The sequence below is a fragment of the Paenibacillus sp. FSL H8-0457 genome (assembly GCF_038051935.1).
Classification (GTDB): Bacteria; Bacillota; Bacilli; order Paenibacillales; family Paenibacillaceae; genus Paenibacillus_AQ; species Paenibacillus_AQ lautus_A.
In genome coordinates, this window is sequence record NZ_CP150293.1 from 2767392 (window position 1) to 2786705 (window position 19314).

Sequence of the window (19314 nt, forward strand, 5' to 3'; positions counted from 1 at the left end):
CGTAACGCGTGGAGTCCCGAGTGGGACAGTTAAACCATTTTGCAGTAACAGGTCATTTATATAGCCCATGGATTTTGCCGATTCAAACATTTAACCAAGGAAGTACATAAGGGCAGCAGGGAGCTCTTTTTGCCAAAATCCCCAGAGGTGACGACCTTCTTTTTCAAGATATGATACGGTAGCACCCCGTTCTTCCAGCAAAGCCTTTGTTGAGCGATTTAATTCGACGAAGTTATAGACACCTGTATCGGTTGCGTAGTTGTCTTCTTGCAAGCCTACAATCATGTAAATGTTGAGCCAGGACAAATCACGCTCTTCCTGAATCATGTTCTGGGTCTTCTCATAGTAGGCCCCGGACAAGCTGATGATTCTTGTGAAAAGATGCGGATAACGCAAAGCCAAATGCACGGAGACGCTTCCCCCGAGGGAGTCGCCGGCAAGCACTCTTTCCGCAGGCTCTTTGCGCACGGGATATTTTTGCTCCACGAAGGGAATAATCTCTTCGGCGAAGCAGGACAGGTAAGCATCGAAGCGGTTGCCGAACGGGGCATACTCCTCGGTTCGTACCTTGGTGTTCACTTCCACGCCCACAATGATGAACGGCTCCACGCCTTCTTCGAGAATGAGCTGGTTGGCCCAGGTCGCGATGCGGCCGAAGTTGAAAAATTCCTCTCCGTCCTGACAGTAAACGACGGGATAGCTGAGGATTTCATTGTATCCGGGAGGAAGATAGATGCGCAGCGTTCGAGTCTCCTGCAAAAACTTGCTGTCAATCACTTCTTTTACGATGGTTCGCTTCAATAAACGTTCATTCGTCATCATTCGTCACCTTTTTCGGGTTAGTTTTTGAAATGCGGTAAACAATAAGTTAAAATTACCCTGACATGTTGAAGTTGTCTGCTGTTCTATGATGTTTGTCATACTGTTATAGTATTATTCGTCAACTGTTATACATACAAACGTGAAAGAATATGAAATTTTATCCCGTATTTCTTTGACGAATGGAGTGAAACAGGTGTATAATAATTCTATAACAGCGGAACTTGATATTCAAATATTTATTGAGGTGAAAAAAATGACCAAGGTTCCTTATGAAGTATATACCGAGGAAGTAGGTACTCTATCTGTACTTTCCCCGGATGGCAAAATCGTAAACAAAGATCTTCTGCCTGAATTGTCGGACGATCAACTGAAAGAAATTATGTACCGTATGGTATTTACCCGTACTTGGGACGACCGCGCCGTAAACCTCGGCCGTCAAGGACGTCTCGGTTTCTACGCTCCTGTATCTGGTCAAGAAGCTACGATGGTAGGCAGTGAGTTCGCGCTTGAGAAAGACGACTTTATCTGCCCGGGCTACCGCGATATGCCGCAAATCGTATGGCATGGACTTCCGCTTTACCAAGCATTCCTTTATTCCCGCGGACATCAGCATGGCGGACAAATTCCCGAAGGCGTTAACGTATTGATGCCTCAGATCATCATCGGCGCGCAAATCCTGCATGCCATGGGTATCGCTATGGGCTACAAATTGAAGAAGCAAAAACAAGTGGTTATTACCTATACCGGTGACGGCGGCTCTTCCGAGGGCGACTTCTACGAAGGCCTGAACTATGCAGGCGTGTACAAACTGCCGGTCATCTTCTTCGTGCAAAACAACGGCTATGCAATCACGACTCCGTTCTCCAAGCAGACAGCAGCATTGTCTATCGCGCACAAAGCTGTTGCAGCCGGCATCAAAGGCGTTAAAGTTGACGGCATGGACGTTCTCGCGGTGATCAAAGCGGTTCAGGATGCTGCAGAGCGCGGCCGCAACGGTGAAGGCGCAACGCTGATCGAAGCCGTGACATACCGTTTCCGTCCGCATTCCTTGTCTGACGACGCTACGAAATATCGTACGAAGGAAGAAGAGGGCGAGTGGAACGAGAAGGATCCGATCGCGCGTCTTGCGAAGTACCTGGAAGCCAAAGGCCTCTGGACAGAAGAAGATACAGCTCGCGTGAAAGAAGAAGCGAAAGCGAAAGTCAACGAGCAAATCAAAAAAGCAGAACAAACGGAAAAAATGACGGTACCTGGTTTGATCGACAGCATGTTCGAGCAAACGCCGAAGCATTTGGAAGAACAGAAAGCCGATTTCCAATAAGAGTGACGGGCCGATGATTGTCAAAGGTTGATCCTGGATGATCATCCGGTTTGTCATGGGCGCATCAGGTCTTGTTTTTAAATAACGTTTAACATCGATATATAGCCTTATAAGGCATCACACTGGAAGAACAGTGAACTGTATTTCTTAAGGAGGAAATGAAGCAATGGCACAAATGAACATGAAAGAAGCGATTCGCGACGCCATGCGCGTTGAATTGAGCCGTGACCCTAACGTTGTCATCTTCGGTGAAGACGTAGGTAATGTCGGCGGTGTTTTCCGGGTAACGGAAGGCCTTCAAAAAGAATTCGGGGAAGAGCGCGTATTCGATACGCCGCTGGCAGAGTCCGCTATCGGCGGTTTGGCGGTAGGTCTCGGCATCCAAGGCTTCCGTCCGATCGCTGAAATTCAATTCGTTGGATTTATCTTTGAGGCGCTCGACCAAATCGTCGTTCAAGCAGCGCGCATGCGTTACCGTTCCGGCGGACGCTACAACTCCCCGATCGTGTTCCGTACACCATTCGGCGGCGGGGTTAAAGCGGCTGAGCTGCATACCGACGCACTCGAAGGTTTGATCACACAAACCCCGGGTATTAAAGTTGTAGTACCTTCCAATCCTTATGATGCAAAAGGACTCATGATCGCAGCGATTCGCGACAATGACCCTGTATTCTTCATGGAGCACTTGAACCTGTACCATGCGTTCCGCGCTGAAGTTCCAGAAGGTGATTACACCGTTGAGCTTGGCAAGGCTAACGTGGTTCGCGAAGGAGCGGACGTTACGATCATCGCTTACGGCCTGATGGTTCATACTGCTACGAAAGCGGCAGACGAGCTTGAAAAGAACGGAATCAAAGCCGAAATCATCGACCTGCGCACCATTTCTCCAATCGACATCGATACCGTGCTGGCTTCGGTTAAGAAAACCAACCGCGCCATCGTGGTTCAAGAAGCGCAGAAATCTGCCGGCGTAGCCGCAGAAGTGATCGCTCAAATCAACGAGAAAGCGATTCTCCACCTGGAAGCACCGGTGCTTCGCGTTACGCCGCCAGACACCGTGTATCCATTCGCTCAAATCGAGGACACTTGGTTGCCTACTCCGGCGCGTATCGTTGATGCCGTAAATAAAGTATTGAATTTCTAATAGCAGCAATTTCTAGGGAGGTTTTTCAGTTGGCAAAATTCGAATATCGTTTTCCAGAGCTGGGCGAAGGTTTGCATGAAGGTGAAATCATCAAAATGCATATCAAGCCGGGCGACAAAGTAACAGACGACGACATCATCATGGAAGTACAGAACGACAAGGCGGTCGTAGAAGTTCCTTGTCCCGTGAACGGTACGGTTCAAGAAGTTTTTGCCAAGGACGGTCAAGTATGCCGTGTCGGTGAAGTGGTTGCAATCATCGATGCTGAAGGCGACATTCCTGAGCAAGAGGCTCCTGCCGAAGAGCAGTCCGCTCAAGAAGCCGACGCAGCGAAAGGCAGCGCAGATACGACTTCTTCCCCGGCTCAAGATGCTCCGGCTGACGCTAAACAAGGCGGAAACGGCGAAGCAGCGACGCCTGCAGCACCTAACCGTGAAGTCCTGGCTACGCCAAGCGTGCGCAAATTCGCTCGCGAGCAGGGCGTTGACATCGCACAAGTTCAAGGCTCCGGCAACAACGGAAAAGTGACCCGCGAAGATGTAGAAGCCTTCAAGAACGGTGGCGGCCAAGCAGCAGCAGCTCCGACTCAAGAAGCTGTTTCCGAGACGAAAGCGGCTCCTGCAGCAGCATCCGCAGCGGTGGACACTCGCGCAGAAGAAGAGCGCGTGCCATTCAAAGGTATCCGCAAAGCAATCTCGAATGCTATGGTTAAATCGGCTTACACGGCTCCTCACGTTACGATCATGGACGAAGTGGACGTAACCGAGCTGGTAGCGTTCCGTACCCGCATGAAACCGATCGCTGAGAAGAAGGGCACGAAAGTTACGTATCTGCCATTCATCGTTAAAGCACTTGTTGCGGCAAGCCGTCAATTCCCTGCTTTGAACGCGATGATCGACGAAGAAGCGAACGAAATCGTGTACAAGAAGTACTACAACATCGGTATCGCCACGGATACAGATAACGGTCTGATCGTACCGGTTATCAAAGATGCGGATCGTAAGAGCATCTGGATGATCGCTGACAGCATCCGTGATCTGGCTGCACGCGGCCGTGAGGGCAAACTGGCTCCTAACGAAATGAAGGGCAGCACGATTTCCATCACGAACATCGGTTCCGCAGGCGGCATGTTCTTTACACCAATCATCAACTTCCCAGAGGTTGCTATCCTCGGTACCGGCCGCATCAGCGAAAAAGCGGTTGTGAAGAACGGCGAGATTGTAGCAGCACCTGTTATGGCATTGTCCTTGAGCTTTGACCACCGTATCATCGACGGCGCAACGGCTCAAAACTTTATGAACTATATTAAACAACTGCTCGCTAACCCTGAGCTGCTTGTTATGGAGGTGTAACTAATGGTAGTTGGAGATGCTTCTTTAGATATTGATACTCTAGTCATTGGTGCTGGTCCTGGTGGTTACGTGGCGGCGATTCGTGCCGCCCAACTGGGTCAAAAGGTTCTGATCGTTGATAAATCGGAACTCGGCGGCGTTTGCTTGAACCGTGGTTGTATTCCTTCCAAGGCTTTGATCGCTGCAGCTCATCAGTTCGAATCCGCGAAGCATGCCGATGCATTCGGTATTTCCGTGGAGAACGTAACCGTTGATTTCGCGAAAACGCAGGAATTCAAAAACGGCGTTGTCAAAAAAATGACCGGCGGCGTAGCCGGTTTGCTGAAAGGCAACAAAGTGGAAGTTTTCAACGGCGAGTGCATGTTCATCAACGAAAACGAAGCGCGCGTATTCAATGATCATGAATCTCCGCGTTACCGCTTCAAGAACTGCATCATTGCTACAGGTTCCCGTCCAATCGAACTGAAGCCATTCCCGTTTGGCGGACGCATCTTGTCTTCCACCGAAGCATTGAACCTGCCTGAAGTACCGAAGAGCATGATTGTCATCGGCGGCGGCTACATCGGTGCCGAGCTGGGTCAAATGTACTCCAAATTCGGTTCCAAAGTAACGATCATCGAAGGTCTGGACAGCGTTCTGGCTGGCTTTGACAAAGACATGACAAGCCTCGTTACCAAGAACATGAAGAAAACCGGTATCGAAATTATCACAGGTGCTAAAGCTGAAAGTGCTGAGCAGAACGATAAAGAAGTTACCGTGAAATACTCCGTGAATGGCGAAACCAAAGAAGTAACAGCTGATTACCTGCTGGTTACGGTTGGCCGTCGTCCGAACACGGACGGAGAGCTTGGTCTGGACCTGATCGGCCTCGATATGGATGAGCGCGGATTCGTGAAAGTCGACCATCAAGGACGCACCAGCATTCCTCATATCTTCGCGATCGGGGATATCGTGTCCGGCCTGGCGCTTGCACATAAAGCTTCCTACGAAGGTAAAGTGGCTGCTGAAGCGATCTCCGGAATGCCGTCCGTCGTGGATTACAAATGTATCCCGGCCGTTGTGTTTACGGATCCTGAATGCTCCAGCGTAGGTTACACCGAAGCTCAAGCGAAGGAAAAAGGCCATAAAGTAAAAGCTGGCAAATTCCCTTACGCAGGCAACGGACGTTCCGTATCCTTGAACCATCCGGAAGGCTTCGTGAAAATCGTGGCCGAAGAGGGAACAGGGCTTATTCTCGGAGCGCAAATCGTGGGTCTGGAAGCTTCCAACCTGATTGCCGAGCTCGGCCTTGCTATTGAAATGGGCGCTACGCTTGAAGATGTAGCTTTGACCATCCATGCGCATCCGACGCTGGGAGAGATCGTTATGGAAGCGGCGGAATTGGTAATGGGTCATCCGATCCACATCATTGCCCGTTAATCCGTAGACGTATTTTCGAGTCATTATATATTCAGCCAGGAGGCAGAGAACGCGCAGGCGGTTTCTGCCTCCTGTTTTTTTATGTAGATATGCCAGCGGATATCCGCACTCCCCGGGCAGGGTTATTTTAAGCATCCCAATCATTCCGTGAACATGGTAGACTGAGGATATGAGATTTTAGTGAGGTGACTATGAGATGAAACAATATTTGGAGCTGCTGCAGGACATACTGGATCATGGCGTAGAGAAGGGAGACCGGACGGGTACGGGAACGTTGTCCGTATTCGGAAGACAGCTGCGTTTTGACCTATCCCAAGGGTTTCCGCTAATGACAACCAAGCGGATTCACCTGAAATCGGTCGTACATGAGCTTCTGTGGTTCTTGAGCGGCGAAACGAATATCCGGTATCTAAAAGAGAACGGCGTGCGGATATGGGACGAATGGGCGGATGAAAACGGGGATTTGGGTCCTGTCTACGGCTCGCAGTGGCGGGCATGGGAAACGCCGGATGGACGCCATATCGATCAGATTGCGGGTGTCATCGATTCGATTAAGAATAATCCCGATTCCAGACGCCATATCGTCAGTGCCTGGAACGTGGCGGAGATTGATAACATGAAGCTGCCTCCGTGCCATTTTGTATTCCAATTCTACGTGGCGGGCGGGAAGCTTTCCTGTATGCTTACCATGCGCTCGGTGGACAGCTTCCTCGGGCTGCCGTTCAACATTGCCAGTTATGCGCTGCTAACCCATATGGTTGCCCAGCAGTGCGACCTGGAGCCGGGTGAATTCATCTGGTCGGGCGGCGATGTCCATATTTATTCCAACCATATGGAGCAGGTTAGAACGCAGCTTGAACGCGAGCCATATGCGCTGCCGAAGCTGGTTATCAAGCGCAAGCCGGACAGCATTTTTGATTATACGTTCGAGGATTTTGAATTTGAGGGTTATCAATACCATCCGACCATTAAGGCGACGGTTGCCGTATAAGTTTAAATTGGGTTATGGAGGCTCCATGCGGTGACATCCATAAGATGAATGGAAGGAGAGACGGTGTAATGATATCGATGATATGGGCAATGGGCAAGGATCAGGTGATCGGGCTGAACGGCACGATGCCGTGGCGCTTGCCGCGGGATATGGCCTTCTTCAAGGAGAAAACCCTCCATAAAACGATCCTGATGGGGCGCAAAACTTGGGATTCCTTTGGCGGCAAGCCGCTGCCTCACCGAAAGAACATCGTGCTGACGAGAGATGAGAGCTTTACGTTGACGGAGGATCAGGGCATCGTGATCCATGACATCGAGAACGCGTTACCCTATTCGAAGAATGAGGAACTGATGGTGATTGGCGGATCGCAGATTTATGAATTGATGCTGCCGAAAGCGGATCGTCTGTACTGCACGTTCATTGACGAGAGTTTTGAAGGGGATACGTACTTTCCCGAAGTGAACTGGGAAGAATGGAAGATCGTCGAAGAAGTTCCCGGCATCACGGATGAAAAAAATCCGTATGCCTACCGTTTCGTTACGTTTGAACGGAAATAAACAGCTTGATGGCACGATTCGGAGGGATAGACTTACTGCCTTCCGTCCATGTTGACAATGCTTTCATAGTAGGATAATACAAATGATCATGCATATAGTCCATTTAACAGGCGAAAAGCGAAATGCTACTATATTTCTAATGTTTATGCAAATGGCTGCTTAAATAGCCGCGAGTAGTGGGGATTCATGCTTTGATAAAAATTTTTTTAGCATAAATAGAAAAAATAAATCAGGCTGAAACCTGTTTCTTGGCTCATCTGACGATAGATGTCGGATGATTTATGATATGATAAATTGTACATGGTAATCAGCATGGATAGAACGGATGGGGGTAAAGCAGTATGTCTACACCAACAGGATTTATGGAATATCAGCGCCAGCTTCCGGCAGACCGGAGCCCGGCTGAACGAGTTAAAGACTGGGAAGAGTTTCATAAACATTTAGAAGAAGATGAGCTCCAGACCCAGGGAGCACGCTGCATGGACTGCGGTACGCCATACTGCCATACAGGAATCGATATGGTCGGCGGCACATCGGGCTGCCCGATCCACAACCTGATCCCGGAATGGAACAATCTTGTATATCGGGGCTTGTGGAGAGAAGCTCTGGAGCGTCTCCACAAAACGAACAATTTCCCTGAGTTTACCGGACGCGTATGTCCAGCGCCTTGCGAGGGTTCTTGTACCGTCGGCTTGATCGGGGAGCCGGTTACGATCAAATCCATCGAGCAGGCGATTATCGACAAAGGCTTTGAAGAAGGCTGGGTCGTTCCGGAGCCGCCCGAGAAGCGCACGGGAAGACGCGTAGCCGTTGTCGGTTCCGGTCCGGCAGGACTGGCGGCAGCAGCACAGCTGAACAAAGCGGGCCATTCCGTCACCGTCTACGAGCGTGCGGACCGCATTGGCGGCTTGTTGACCTACGGGATACCGTCCATGAAGCTGGACAAGGGCATCGTGCAGCGCCGTGTCGATCTGCTCGCGGCGGAAGGCGTCGAATTTGTTGTGAACACCGAGATCGGCAAGGATATTCCCGCCAAGCAGCTGATGGAAGACTATGATGCCGTCGTACTCTGCGGCGGTGCTACAAAGCCGCGCGAATTCAACATTGAGGGCAGTGATCTCAAGGGCATCCATTACGCGATGGATTACCTGAACGGAACGATCAAGAGCCTGCTGGATTCCGGTCTTGAAGACGGCAACTATTTGTCGGCAAAAGACAAGGACGTTATCGTCATCGGCGGCGGCGACACCGGCTCCGACTGCGTGGCCACAGCGCTGCGTCACGGCTGCAGCAGCGTTACCCAGTTCGGTACGCATAAACAGGCTCCGCTGCAGCGCGATCCGATTGCGAACCCTTGGCCGCAATTCCCGAACGTGTATACACTGGATTACGCCCACGAGGAAGCCAAAGCGCTGTTTGGCAACGATCCGCGGGAATTCTCCATCATGACCACGAAATTCGTCGGGGATGATGAAGGGAACCTGAAAGAGCTTCATACCGTTCAAATCGAGCGCATTGTAGATGAAACCGGCCGTAAAGTGTATCAGCCGATTCCGGGCACGGAAAAAGCGTTTCCGGCACAAATGGCGTTCATCGCGATCGGTTTTGACGGACCGGAGCAGACGCTGGTAGAACAGCTTGGACTTGAAACGGACCGTCGTTCCAATGTTAAAGCGCCGTATGGCAAATATACGACGAATGTGGATAAAGTATTTGCAGCCGGCGACATGCGCCGCGGACAAAGCCTTGTGGTGTGGGCGATCAATGAAGGCCGCGAGGTGGCACGCGAGGTAGACAAATATCTGATGGGCGCGACCGTACTGGTTTAATCCTTCTCCTAAATATGCTATCATGAATATAGTAGTTAAAGGGACTTCGCGAGAGCGAAGTCCTTTTTGGAGTTAGCCTCCGCGCCAGGCTGCTCATCGGGGAGGAGAATGTCATTTGAAAACGTTGGTCATTGCCGAAAAGCCGGATATGGGACGGAATATCGCTGCGGTCATCGAGCCGCGGGCCAAGAACAACCGTACATATCTTGAAGGTGAGCAATACATCATAACTTGGGCTATCGGACATCTGGTTGGGCTGGCGGAGCCGGATGCATATGATCCGAAGTACAAACGCTGGAATTTACGGGACCTGCCTATCATTCCGGAGCAATTCAAAATCATCCCGAATCCGAAAACCAAGGATCAGCTGAAGGTCATTGGAGAGGTAGCCAAGCGCTGCAGCCATATCGTGAATGCCTGTGATGCGGGACGAGAAGGACAATATATTTTCGCACTAATCCAACAACAATTAAAACTGAAACAGCCTGTAAAAAGACTATGGATCTCGGATTTAACGCCGGAAAGCATTGGCCGCGGCTTTGCGGAGCTCAAGGACGGCGTTGAATTCGAGAATTTAACGCAAGCTGCGCGCGCACGCAGCGAAGCCGATTGGTTGATCGGCATGAATGCGTCGCGCGCCTTTACGACCCGCCATCAGACGTTATTGTCGGTTGGCCGGGTGCAGACGCCGGTGCTGGCACTGATCTATGACCGGCAGAAGGAGATCGAGGCCTTCGAATCGCAAACGTTCTACGACGTGAAAGCTTTGTTCAAGCAGGATCAGCTGGAGTACACGGGAACCTGGCAGGGAGAGCGGCTGACCTCGCAGGAGAAAGCAGAGACGATTGCAGCCAAGGTCCATGGAAAGAACGGCACCATCACCAAATATGAAGTGAAGGAAACGAAGGAATATCCGTTCAAATTGTATGATTTGACCCTGCTTCAGCGTGAAGCCAATGCCAAGTACGGTTACTCTGCCAAAAAAACGCTGGACCTTGCGCAAGCGTTATATGAACGCCACAAGGTGATTTCCTATCCGCGTACCAACTCTAACTATGTGAATGAACAGAATATCGAAGGCATGCACAAGGCCCTTCATATGCTCAAATCGACCTCGTATGCATCAATGGCCGCAGGAGCGGATCCAAGCCGGGTGCACGTCAACAACAAAGCGGTATGCAATCCGCAGCGGGTTGAGGATCACCATGCCATACTGCCGACATTAAAGCGGCCGGGCACGCTCAGCAAGGAAGAGCAGCATATTTACGATCTGGTCATCACCCGGTTTCTGTCGCATTTTTATCCTCCGGCCATGTACAAGCAGCATACAGTGCTCACCGAGGTCGAGGGGGAAACATTCAAGACGGGAATCAAGGAGCTTTTGTCGCTTGGATGGAAGGTGTTGATTCAGGATACGGAGAAGAAGAAATCCAAATCTTCCAAGAAGGGGAAAGAGGACGAGGAAGAGGAGAACCAGGAATGGAACGACCGTTCCTTTGACCTTACTCCCGACAAGCCGGTGCAATGCAAAAAATCCGAAGTGAAGGAAAAGGCTACCCAGCCGCCAAAAAGTTATACGGAAGGCACGCTGCTGAAGGCCATGGAAAGCGCCGGTAAGTCCATTGAGGATGAAGCGCTTCGGGATGCGATGAAGGATAGCGGTCTTGGAACGCCGGCAACCCGGGCAGCCACCATCGAGCGTTTGAAAAAGGTCGGATATATTACGATGCAGGGCAAAAAAATCACCGTAACGCAAAAAGGAAGAACGGCGGTGGAGCTGATCCGGCATGCCGGCGTCGAATTGCTGGCTTCGCCCGAGATGACAGGCCAATGGGAGCGGCGCCTCCACCAGATCTCCAAAGGCGAAGCTTCTGCTGACGTATTCATGCAAAACGTGCAGAAGTTCACCGTTTCGATCATCAACAAGGTATCCTCGCAGCGTCCGGCGCCTTCGTCGCTTTTCGGCGGAGATGAGGACAAGTCCAAAGGAAGAGGGAAGCGAAGCACGTCTAAAGCGGCCCCAGCCTCGAAAGCGAAGGATGAGCGCACGAGCAAGCCCACTCCGAAATCAGCGCCTGCCGCTTCAAATGAAGCGCCGTCCGTACGATCTCCCTTGGGGCGCTGCCCAAGACCCGGATGTGACGGGCATATTATTGAAGGACGCAAAGGTTACGGCTGCGCGAATTTCAAAACCGGCTGCAGTTATGTCATCTGGAAGGAATTTGCCGGAAAACAAATTTCTCATGCGATGCTGAAATCCTTGCTGCTTCAGGGAAAGACCCAAGTGTTATCCTTTAAGAACGAGGACGGCAGCACGTATAAGGGCAGGCTTGTCCTTGCTGCCGGCGGTAACGGGCAGTTGGCCGTTCAGGCCGTGGACTCCAGTGCGTCCGTAAAATCGTAACACGTCGAGGGTTACGCCAAAATAACGAGCCGATCCGGGATATTACTCCAGGATCGGCTCGTTGTCCGTTCGATTAAGTTAAATGCTCTTCAATGACTTCCGGCACTTCAGTCAACGCCGAAACGGTATAGAGCACATTATGCGGCTCTTGCTTCAGCTCGACCAGATTATACTGCCACTCGCGCTGCTGCTTGATGTAGATGCTGTTAATGCCTGCCGTCAATGCCGGAACGACATCCGTGCGGAGCGAGTTGCCGATCATCCACGTATTAGAGCGGACGAACGACCCCATGCCGAGAATCTCCTCAAGCGCCGTGATGTTTTTATGCTGGCGGATATAAATCCGGTCTTTAAAATAGTCCGCCAGCTTCATCTGTTCGATTTTTCGCTTCTGTATTCTCGTTTCGCCCCCGGTATAGAGGTGAAGGCAGTGGCCATCCTCTCGAAGCTTCTCCAGCGTTTCGACCATGCCGGGGTAGGCTTCAATCTCCTGCTCGTATACGCTGAGCCCCAACTGGTAGAGAAGCTCCTCTTCCTTAGGCGAGGTATCTCTCCCGTGAATTCGGCCGAAAAAATGGTATGTATCGATTAGGGACTGGGGGAAGTTCGCGCTCGCGAATCCCAGCTTGTCGATGCCGGCTACGTCGATTTCCATTTGCTTGGCTCGGACTTCTTGGGTGGTTACTCCATAAGGCTGAAACCATTCGGTCATCCATTCGAAATAATCGCCGAGAATCAGGTCGAAATACTTGTTGCAATGTATTAATGTATCATCCATGTCGAAGATAATATGCTGAGATGTTTTACTCATGGTACGCTCCTTCATACTAGGAAAGTCGAATGTAAGTCTCCAGGAACATTTGCAGCTCGGCCGCACCATCCGGCCGCAGGCTGAATCTTTCGTTATTTTCGGATTTCAGATGGGAGCGCAGCAGGCCTGCCGCCCTCAAGATCATCAGGTGGTGCATCAATTGCTCATAGGGCTGTCCCAATTCGGACGCCATTTCGGACACGGCCTTCGGCTCATCCGCAATATATCTCAGCAGACGCAGACGTTCCGGATCCGCGAGAGCCTCGGTCATGCGCAGGAGAACGACAGGCGGCTCATCCTCGTCTTCTTCCGGTATATCAATAGGGTACTGCAGCAGGAGTACATTATCATAGAAGCAATAGGTATTGATCGGACGAAAATGCGTACCCGGGAACAAGACCACGTTTTCTTGCGGAACGTTATCCAGAATGACTCCGCTGGAAGCATATTCGATCAGATTTTCGTCGTCCATTTTCGGAAGCAGCATTCGTTTCTCTTCGGCATCTTCCTCCAGAAGATGGTACAGCTCAGGCTCCACTTCGGAAAAGTAGTGCTCATACCAGAGCTTCATCAACGGTGTGTAGTATTCTCGAATTCTGGACGTTTCATCCCGCGTGAGGGACGGCAAGTGAGGCTGAAGCAGGCCATGAAGCTCTTCCACCGGGGAAGATTCGATCCAGCCCAGAAAATCAGGGATTTCAAGGTGCTCTCCTCGAAGCATGATCAGGGCGTATAAGACATCGTAATCCGCGAGCGGCCATGAGCGGGCTCCACTGAACTGGACACGTACATGCTGCGGCAAACGCTCATCCATCTCCGTTATCAGCTGTTTTCCAATATCCAGGTTATCGGTCCATTTCCTTGTTGCATATATCATGAAGCTGCCCAGCAGCTCATAAACCATGGATACATCGATACTAACTTTATATTTCATGAACGGATACCCTCCCAATTGATGGCATTGTTATTATTATGGCTTGTATCGATTGGGCTTGTCCACTATAATGTTCATTTGGCTGTTTAAATTCATCGTTTTTTCATATTAGAGGAGGACTATATTTCAGTGACAGAAGCTGTTACCCCCCGTCAAGGGAGAACTCATTATTTTATTTTAATTGCCGTCGTGGTTGCGGCTGGTTTAAGCCAGGGACTGCTATTGCCGGTGCTGGCTATTTTTTTGGAACGGATGGGCATCTCATCCTCCATGAACGGATTGAACGCGGCTGCTTTATATGTAGGTTCATTTGCCATGACGCTTGTTGCGGAACGGCTTCTCGGCTGGGTCGGTTTCAAAAGACTGATCGTATCGGGTCTCGTGCTGGTGATGCTGTCGCTGGTCGCTTTCCCGTTGATTCCGAGCGTAGCCGTCTGGTTTGTGCTGCGGGTGCTTGTGGGCATCGGCGACAGCGCGCTGCATTATGCCGCCCAGCTGTGGGTGCTGATGATGTCAACCGTGAAGAACCGGGGGCGGAGCATTTCCTTTTACGGCATGTCCTACGGTCTGGGATTTAGTATAGGGCCGCTCGGCATTCCTCTTCTGAAATACGGCGAGGCGGTACCGTTTCTGATTCTGGCTGTGCTGTTCTTGTTCATTCTGCTGGTCGTTCTGTTCAAACTTCCGAATTTGAAGCCGGAAAAAAGCGAGCAAGGAGAGCAGCAGCCGGCCGGCCGCTATCTCAAAAGCTATCGGCTGGCCTGGTTTGCCTTGATTCCCGCATTTTTGTACGGATACATGGAAGCGGGGATTAACAGCAATTTCCCGGTCTATGGGTTAAGAAGCGGGTTCACTTTAGGCGAAATTTCGACATTGCTGCCCTTTGTCGGCATCGGCGGACTCCTGCTGCAGCTTCCCCTCGGCATCTGGAGCGATAAATTCGGACGCAAGCGGGTGCTGACGATCGCGGGGATCGTGGGAGGCTGCAGTTTCCTGCTGATTCCGGTAGCCGGAACGAATTTCTGGGCAACCTTACTATTACTGACGATGGCCGGCGGCTTGGTCGGTTCTTTCTTCTCCCTCGGTCTGGCTTATGCCGCGGACATCCTTCCCAGGGTACTGCTGCCGGCGGCCAACGTCGTGGCTTCCTTCCATTTCAATGCCGGCAGTATCGCAGGGCCGAATGCGGGCGGCGCTATCATGGAAACCGGGTGGAACGGGGGAATCTTCGTTTTGCTCGGCGGCTTGTATATTGTGTTTGCGTGCACGGGTTTATGGTTCAAAGGCAACAGCGTTTCACCCGACAAATAGAAACATGCGTTCTCATGGCAATTGCTTTCGCTTTCTTCTAAACTAGAGAGTAGGAATATGCACTTGACGGGAGAGACGATAACATGATTAAAGTGGATCGGCTGAAGAAAACGATGGGTCCTGAACGTACACCGGTGTTAAAGGATATCACATTTCAGATGGAACACGGGGAAATGATCGGTCTGATCGGTGCGAGCGGAAGCGGAAAAAGTTTGCTGATGAGCTGTCTGTCGATGCAGCAAAAATGGGACGGCGGCAAGCTGACGATTGACGGCGAAGATATGATGAATCCCGCCGGAAAACGAAGAATTCGACGGGAATGGGCTTATCTCGAGCAGAATCCTTCCCTAAACGTAAATCGAACGGCGCTTAAGAATGTATTGATCGGGCAATCCAGCCAAACGCCGCTGTGGCGGATGGTTACCGGGATGGTCCGGTCTGATGATTATATGGGAGCCATGGATACGATCGAGCACCTGGGTTTGCTGGACAAGGCAAAACGCAAGGCCGGCGAGCTGAGCGGCGGCGAGAAGCAGCGAATTGCCATTGCCCGGGCGCTCGTTCACGGCGCTAAGGTGATTTTGGCGGACGAGCCTGTCACGGGACTCGATCCGGCCTCTGCCGAGCATGTTTTGAAGACGCTAAAAACCTTGTGCGAGGAAGAGCGTCTGACGGTATTTACCGTCATCCCGCTGGAGCTTGCGGAGAAATACTGCACCCGAATCATGGGGCTGTCGGGCGGCCAGCTGGTAGTGGATGTGACCGGAAGACGTTTAACCCATGGCGAGAAGTCAAGACTGTAATTATCGATCACTTGACGCAAGGCGAAAGCATAGAAATGAGTTGATACTTATTGAAATATAGAGTGATGCAAGCCCTCTTGGCCGGCTTGTTACTATTTATCATAAGCGGCTGTACCTTTATCCAGGATCCGGTGTCTTTAATGAAGCGACCGGATCTGCCGACGGACAAAGCGACGCTGAACGGCGCCATCCAGTCCGCGCTCCAGAAGATCAAACTGGACAACGGCGCTATCATTCGGCCGCGAAGCGACGTCGACAGCAGTTCGATCCGAATTCATGACCTGGACAACGACGGCGTTATGGAAGCCGTCGTGTTCTATCAGACGCCGGATGAAGAGGTGAAAATCCACGGCATGATCATGCAGCAGCAGGGTGATACCTGGGTGAAGAGCCTCGATTTCGACGGAGAAGGGACGGTTTTGGAGTCATTTGATTTCGTTGATTTTACGAACGACGGCAAGGTTGACATCGTAGCCGGTTTCTCCCGCGGAGAAGAGAATCTTCAGAACCTGCTGGCCGTGTATTCATTCTCCGGGGATTCGCTCGAAAAAATCCCGGCCTTGCCGTATACGCACTTCAATATCGGAGACATGAACGGCGACAAGGTCAAGGATATTACGGTGGTATACCTCCAGCAGAAAGAGCTCTCGTATATCAGCACCTATCAATACGACAAATTCGAGGATGCTTTCGTTGAGCTGAACAAGCTGGATTTGGGACCAAATATCGAAAGTTATTACAATGTTGTCGCAGGTAAAGTGGCCAAAAACAAAGAAGGTATCATCTTGGATGCTTCGGTCGTGTCCAACTCTTCCTATTCCAAGCTCATTATCATGGAGGACAACAAGTTTATTGACGTGCTCCAGGATGAACTGCTTACTTACAAGGAACTGCCGGTTGAGAGCGAGGACGTGAACGATGACGGTATTTTAGAGTTTGGTGTGCTTACAAGGCCAAGCGGCTGGGAAGATCGGCTGATCCTGGACGAAATCCCGTTCTTCACCACGTACTTCCAGTGGGACGGAGAGGTGCGGGAGAGCAACGAAGTAGAAGGGCTTCAATTCGTGCTCCAAAGATACTACGATATGAATAATCGCTTCTATTTGGATTTTCCGCCGGATATGTACAATAAAATTACCATTACGCCGGAATCCAACAAAAATGCTTATCTGAACTTTGTCATGACCGACACGGGAGAGTCCGTCGCGGAAATCAAGTTTTTCTCCACGGCCCAGTGGGGGAAAGCCGAATCCGATTGGGAGATCTTGGTGAAGGAGAAAAACCGCGTCATCGCTTATCGAAGCCATGGCGATCTGAAATTGAGTAAAAAAGATAAAAAGCCAAGCAGCAACAATGTGGCTCCTATCGAAAGAAAGGGGAACTAGACCTTGAGTAAAGTGCTCATATTAGAAGATGAAGAATCCATTCGCAGTTTTATCGTTATTAATCTGAAACGGAACGGCTTTGAGGTGCTGGAGACCGAGAACGGCAATGAGGCCCTTCGCTTGCTGCAAACGACGCCAGACATCGATATCGCCTTGCTCGACGTCATGGTTCCGGGAATCGACGGCTTTGAAGTATGCCGCAGAATCCGGGAAACGAACGAGCGGATCGGCATTATTTTCCTGACGGCAAAAGTTCAGGAGCAGGACAAAGTGTATGCCCTATCCGTCGGAGCGGATGACCACGTAAGCAAACCGTTCAGCCCGACGGAACTGATCGCCCGGCTGCAATCCCTTCTGCGCAGGGTGAACGTTCAGCGTGCGGGTGCCGCCAAGGTATCCTTCCAATCGGGTCCGTTCACGCTGGATCTGATTTCCAAGCAATTCAAGAAGAACGGGCAGCCGGTGGAGCTGACGCCTACGGAGTTCTCGCTGGTCCAGTTCTTCCTGGAAAAAGAAAACACGCCGCTTAGCCGTGATGTGCTGCTTGATCACGTATGGGGCAAAGAATATATGGGCGATCCCAAAATCGTGGACGTGAACATTCGGAGACTTCGCCAAAAAATCGAAGGCAATCCTTCCGAGCCGGAATACCTCCAGACGGTATGGGGACACGGCTATAAATGGAAGGGTCAGGGACAATGATCATCAAAAAAGGCATTCGGCGGCAAATCGTGCTGCACTACTTCCTGGTAGTGTTCATCGCCTTGCTGCTGATTGAGGTTATTTTTCTAATCGCTTTACGATCGTATTATTACGATACGGTGTACAACCATATGGTGAACCATATCCGTACCGCCAACGATTTCTATCAGCCCTTTCGACTGACCTCGTCGGACAACGTCAATCAGCTGAGCGAAATGGTTCGCCATTTTGAACTGTATAATACGGAGCTTCAAATTTTGAACCCGGCTGGGCAAGTACTCTCAACTTCGACCGGCTTCGAAATAGAGCAGACCATCAAGACCAGCGATGTAACCCAAGCGCTTGCAGGCAATACGAGCCGTTGGATCGGCAAACAGCAAGGCACGGGCCAGATCGTGATGGCGGTGTCCCAGTCCGTTTCGAACGGTTTTGAAAATACGTATATTCTCCGTTACGTGACTTCGCTGGAATACGTAAACGACAAGCTGATGAAAATGACGCTGTTTGCCGTCAGCATCGGGGCGGCCGTTCTGGCGATCGTGCTTGCTTTCAGCATTGGGCTGGCCAATTCCATCGTAAAGCCGCTCAACAACATTACCACGGTGTCCGCTCAGATGGCCAAAGGCAAGTTCAACGTGCGGATCAAGGGCGACTACAAATACGAGCTTGGCGAGCTTTCGTCGACCTTGAACTACATGGCGCAGGAGATTGTGCGAAGCAATCAGGTGAAGGATGACTTTATCTCTTCGATCTCGCATGAGCTGCGAACGCCGCTCACAAGCATCAAGGGCTGGAGCGAAACGCTTGACTCCGGCGGCTACGATCCGGAAGAAACGAAAATCGGAATGCAGATCATCTCCAAGGAAACCGACCGGTTGATCGGCCTTGTCGAAGAGCTTCTGGATTTCTCCAAGCTCCAGCAGAATGAGATGAAGCTGGTGAAGGGCATCGTGAATTTACGGGAGCTGCTGCAAGAGATCATGCTCAATCTGTGGACGAAAGCCGAGAAGAAGGGCGTTCAGATCAAACTGGAGTCCGACGAGAAGCCGATTATCTATGGGGATGTCAACCGCTTGAAGCAGGTATTCCTGAATATCGTGGACAACGCGGTTAAATTCTCGCATGAGAACGGGGTAATCAACCTGTCCTTCGCGATGGAAGAGAAGTTTGTTATCGTTACCGTACAAGATCACGGGATCGGCATCTCGGACGAGCATCTTCGGCGGGTAAAGGATCGGTTCTTCCAGGTGAATCCACTTAACGGGGGAACGGGACTGGGATTAGCGATCACGCAGCAGCTCGTTGAGCTTCACGGGGGCACGATGGAAATGGAAAGCGAGCTCGGGCACGGAACAGCCGTGATCGTCAAGCTGCCGCTGCCTGAGGGGAAAATACCGATGGCCGGCGGGTTGGAGAACGGTGAGGATGACGCAGCCGGGCCGATGGCCTAAGCTTTGCCGGTAATCCGGCAAAGCTTTTCTCAATAATACAGAATTTATAAGTATACGGGAAATCGTAAGCAATACTGT

The 19314-nt window shown here is 51.0% G+C and carries 16 protein-coding genes; 13 read left to right on the plus strand and 3 right to left on the minus strand.

From position 1 onward, the window contains the following. Nucleotides 1-90: 90 nt before the first annotated feature. Nucleotides 91-819, minus strand: coding sequence for an alpha/beta hydrolase-fold protein (locus tag MHI43_RS12390; RefSeq protein WP_036665370.1), 729 nt, complete (start codon nt 817-819; stop codon nt 91-93). A 256-nt stretch (nt 820-1075) separates the two neighbouring features. Between MHI43_RS12390 and pdhA the strand changes: the two genes are divergently transcribed. The 8 genes from pdhA (at nt 1076) to MHI43_RS12430 (ending at nt 11839) form a co-directional block, all read left to right on the plus strand. Then, nucleotides 1076-2143, plus strand: a complete 1068-nt coding sequence (gene pdhA / locus MHI43_RS12395; protein ID WP_036665657.1) for a pyruvate dehydrogenase (acetyl-transferring) E1 component subunit alpha — start codon at nt 1076-1078, stop codon at nt 2141-2143. A 166-nt stretch (nt 2144-2309) separates the two neighbouring features. Next, a complete protein-coding gene (locus MHI43_RS12400) occupies nt 2310-3287 on the plus strand; it encodes an alpha-ketoacid dehydrogenase subunit beta (protein ID WP_015734699.1) in 978 nt (325 codons plus the stop codon). 29 nt (nt 3288-3316) lie between these two features. Beyond that, nucleotides 3317-4639 carry a dihydrolipoamide acetyltransferase family protein gene (locus MHI43_RS12405; protein WP_036665369.1) on the plus strand — a complete coding sequence of 441 codons (1323 nt, stop codon included), beginning with the start codon at nt 3317-3319 and terminating at the stop codon, nt 4637-4639. A 3-nt stretch (nt 4640-4642) separates the two neighbouring features. Further along, entirely contained in the window at nt 4643-6058 is a 1416-nt protein-coding gene (gene lpdA / locus MHI43_RS12410; RefSeq protein ID WP_009589200.1) for a dihydrolipoyl dehydrogenase, read from the plus strand. Nucleotides 6059-6254: 196 nt separating this feature from the next. Continuing rightward, the gene (thyA, locus tag MHI43_RS12415; RefSeq protein ID WP_015734701.1) at nt 6255-7049 is read left to right on the plus strand and encodes a thymidylate synthase; all 795 of its coding nucleotides are present in this window, start codon (nt 6255-6257) and stop codon (nt 7047-7049) included. Nucleotides 7050-7117: 68 nt separating this feature from the next. After that, nucleotides 7118-7606, plus strand: a complete 489-nt coding sequence (locus tag MHI43_RS12420) for a dihydrofolate reductase (RefSeq protein ID WP_036665368.1) — start codon at nt 7118-7120, stop codon at nt 7604-7606. Nucleotides 7607-7947: 341 nt separating this feature from the next. Continuing rightward, nucleotides 7948-9435 carry a glutamate synthase subunit beta gene (locus MHI43_RS12425; RefSeq protein ID WP_015734702.1) on the plus strand — a complete coding sequence of 496 codons (1488 nt, stop codon included), beginning with the start codon at nt 7948-7950 and terminating at the stop codon, nt 9433-9435. Between the two features lie 115 nt (nt 9436-9550). Beyond that, nucleotides 9551-11839, plus strand: coding sequence for a type IA DNA topoisomerase (locus MHI43_RS12430; RefSeq protein ID WP_036665367.1), 2289 nt, complete (start codon nt 9551-9553; stop codon nt 11837-11839). A 73-nt stretch (nt 11840-11912) separates the two neighbouring features. On the opposite strand, the gene MHI43_RS12435 is transcribed toward MHI43_RS12430, so the two are convergent. Both MHI43_RS12435 and MHI43_RS12440 read right to left on the minus strand, forming a co-directional pair. After that, a complete protein-coding gene (locus MHI43_RS12435; protein ID WP_015734704.1) occupies nt 11913-12650 on the minus strand; it encodes an HAD family hydrolase in 738 nt (245 codons plus the stop codon). Between the two features lie 16 nt (nt 12651-12666). Further along, nucleotides 12667-13584, minus strand: coding sequence for a helix-turn-helix domain-containing protein (locus tag MHI43_RS12440; protein ID WP_036665366.1), 918 nt, complete (start codon nt 13582-13584; stop codon nt 12667-12669). 129 nt (nt 13585-13713) lie between these two features. Between MHI43_RS12440 and MHI43_RS12445 the strand changes: the two genes are divergently transcribed. The 5 genes from MHI43_RS12445 to MHI43_RS12465 all read left to right on the plus strand — a co-directional run bounded on the left by MHI43_RS12445 (nt 13714) and on the right by MHI43_RS12465 (nt 19236). After that, complete coding sequence (locus MHI43_RS12445; protein ID WP_015734706.1) at nt 13714-14895, plus strand: MFS transporter; 1182 nt, start codon at nt 13714-13716, stop codon at nt 14893-14895. An 83-nt stretch (nt 14896-14978) separates the two neighbouring features. Next, on the plus strand, nt 14979-15698 hold the full coding sequence (locus MHI43_RS12450; protein ID WP_009589188.1) for an ATP-binding cassette domain-containing protein: 720 nt from the start codon (nt 14979-14981) through the stop codon (nt 15696-15698). Nucleotides 15699-15763: 65 nt separating this feature from the next. Beyond that, nucleotides 15764-17083, plus strand: coding sequence for a hypothetical protein (locus MHI43_RS12455; protein ID WP_009589192.1), 1320 nt, complete (start codon nt 15764-15766; stop codon nt 17081-17083). A 3-nt stretch (nt 17084-17086) separates the two neighbouring features. Beyond that, nucleotides 17087-17785 carry a response regulator transcription factor gene (locus MHI43_RS12460; RefSeq protein WP_009589197.1) on the plus strand — a complete coding sequence of 233 codons (699 nt, stop codon included), beginning with the start codon at nt 17087-17089 and terminating at the stop codon, nt 17783-17785. Further along, nucleotides 17782-19236: a sensor histidine kinase gene (locus MHI43_RS12465; RefSeq protein ID WP_015734708.1), complete on the plus strand. Its 1455-nt coding sequence runs from the start codon at nt 17782-17784 to the stop codon at nt 19234-19236. Before MHI43_RS12460 ends, MHI43_RS12465 begins: the two co-directional genes overlap by 4 nt. The last annotated feature ends 78 nt before the right edge of the window (nt 19237-19314 follow it).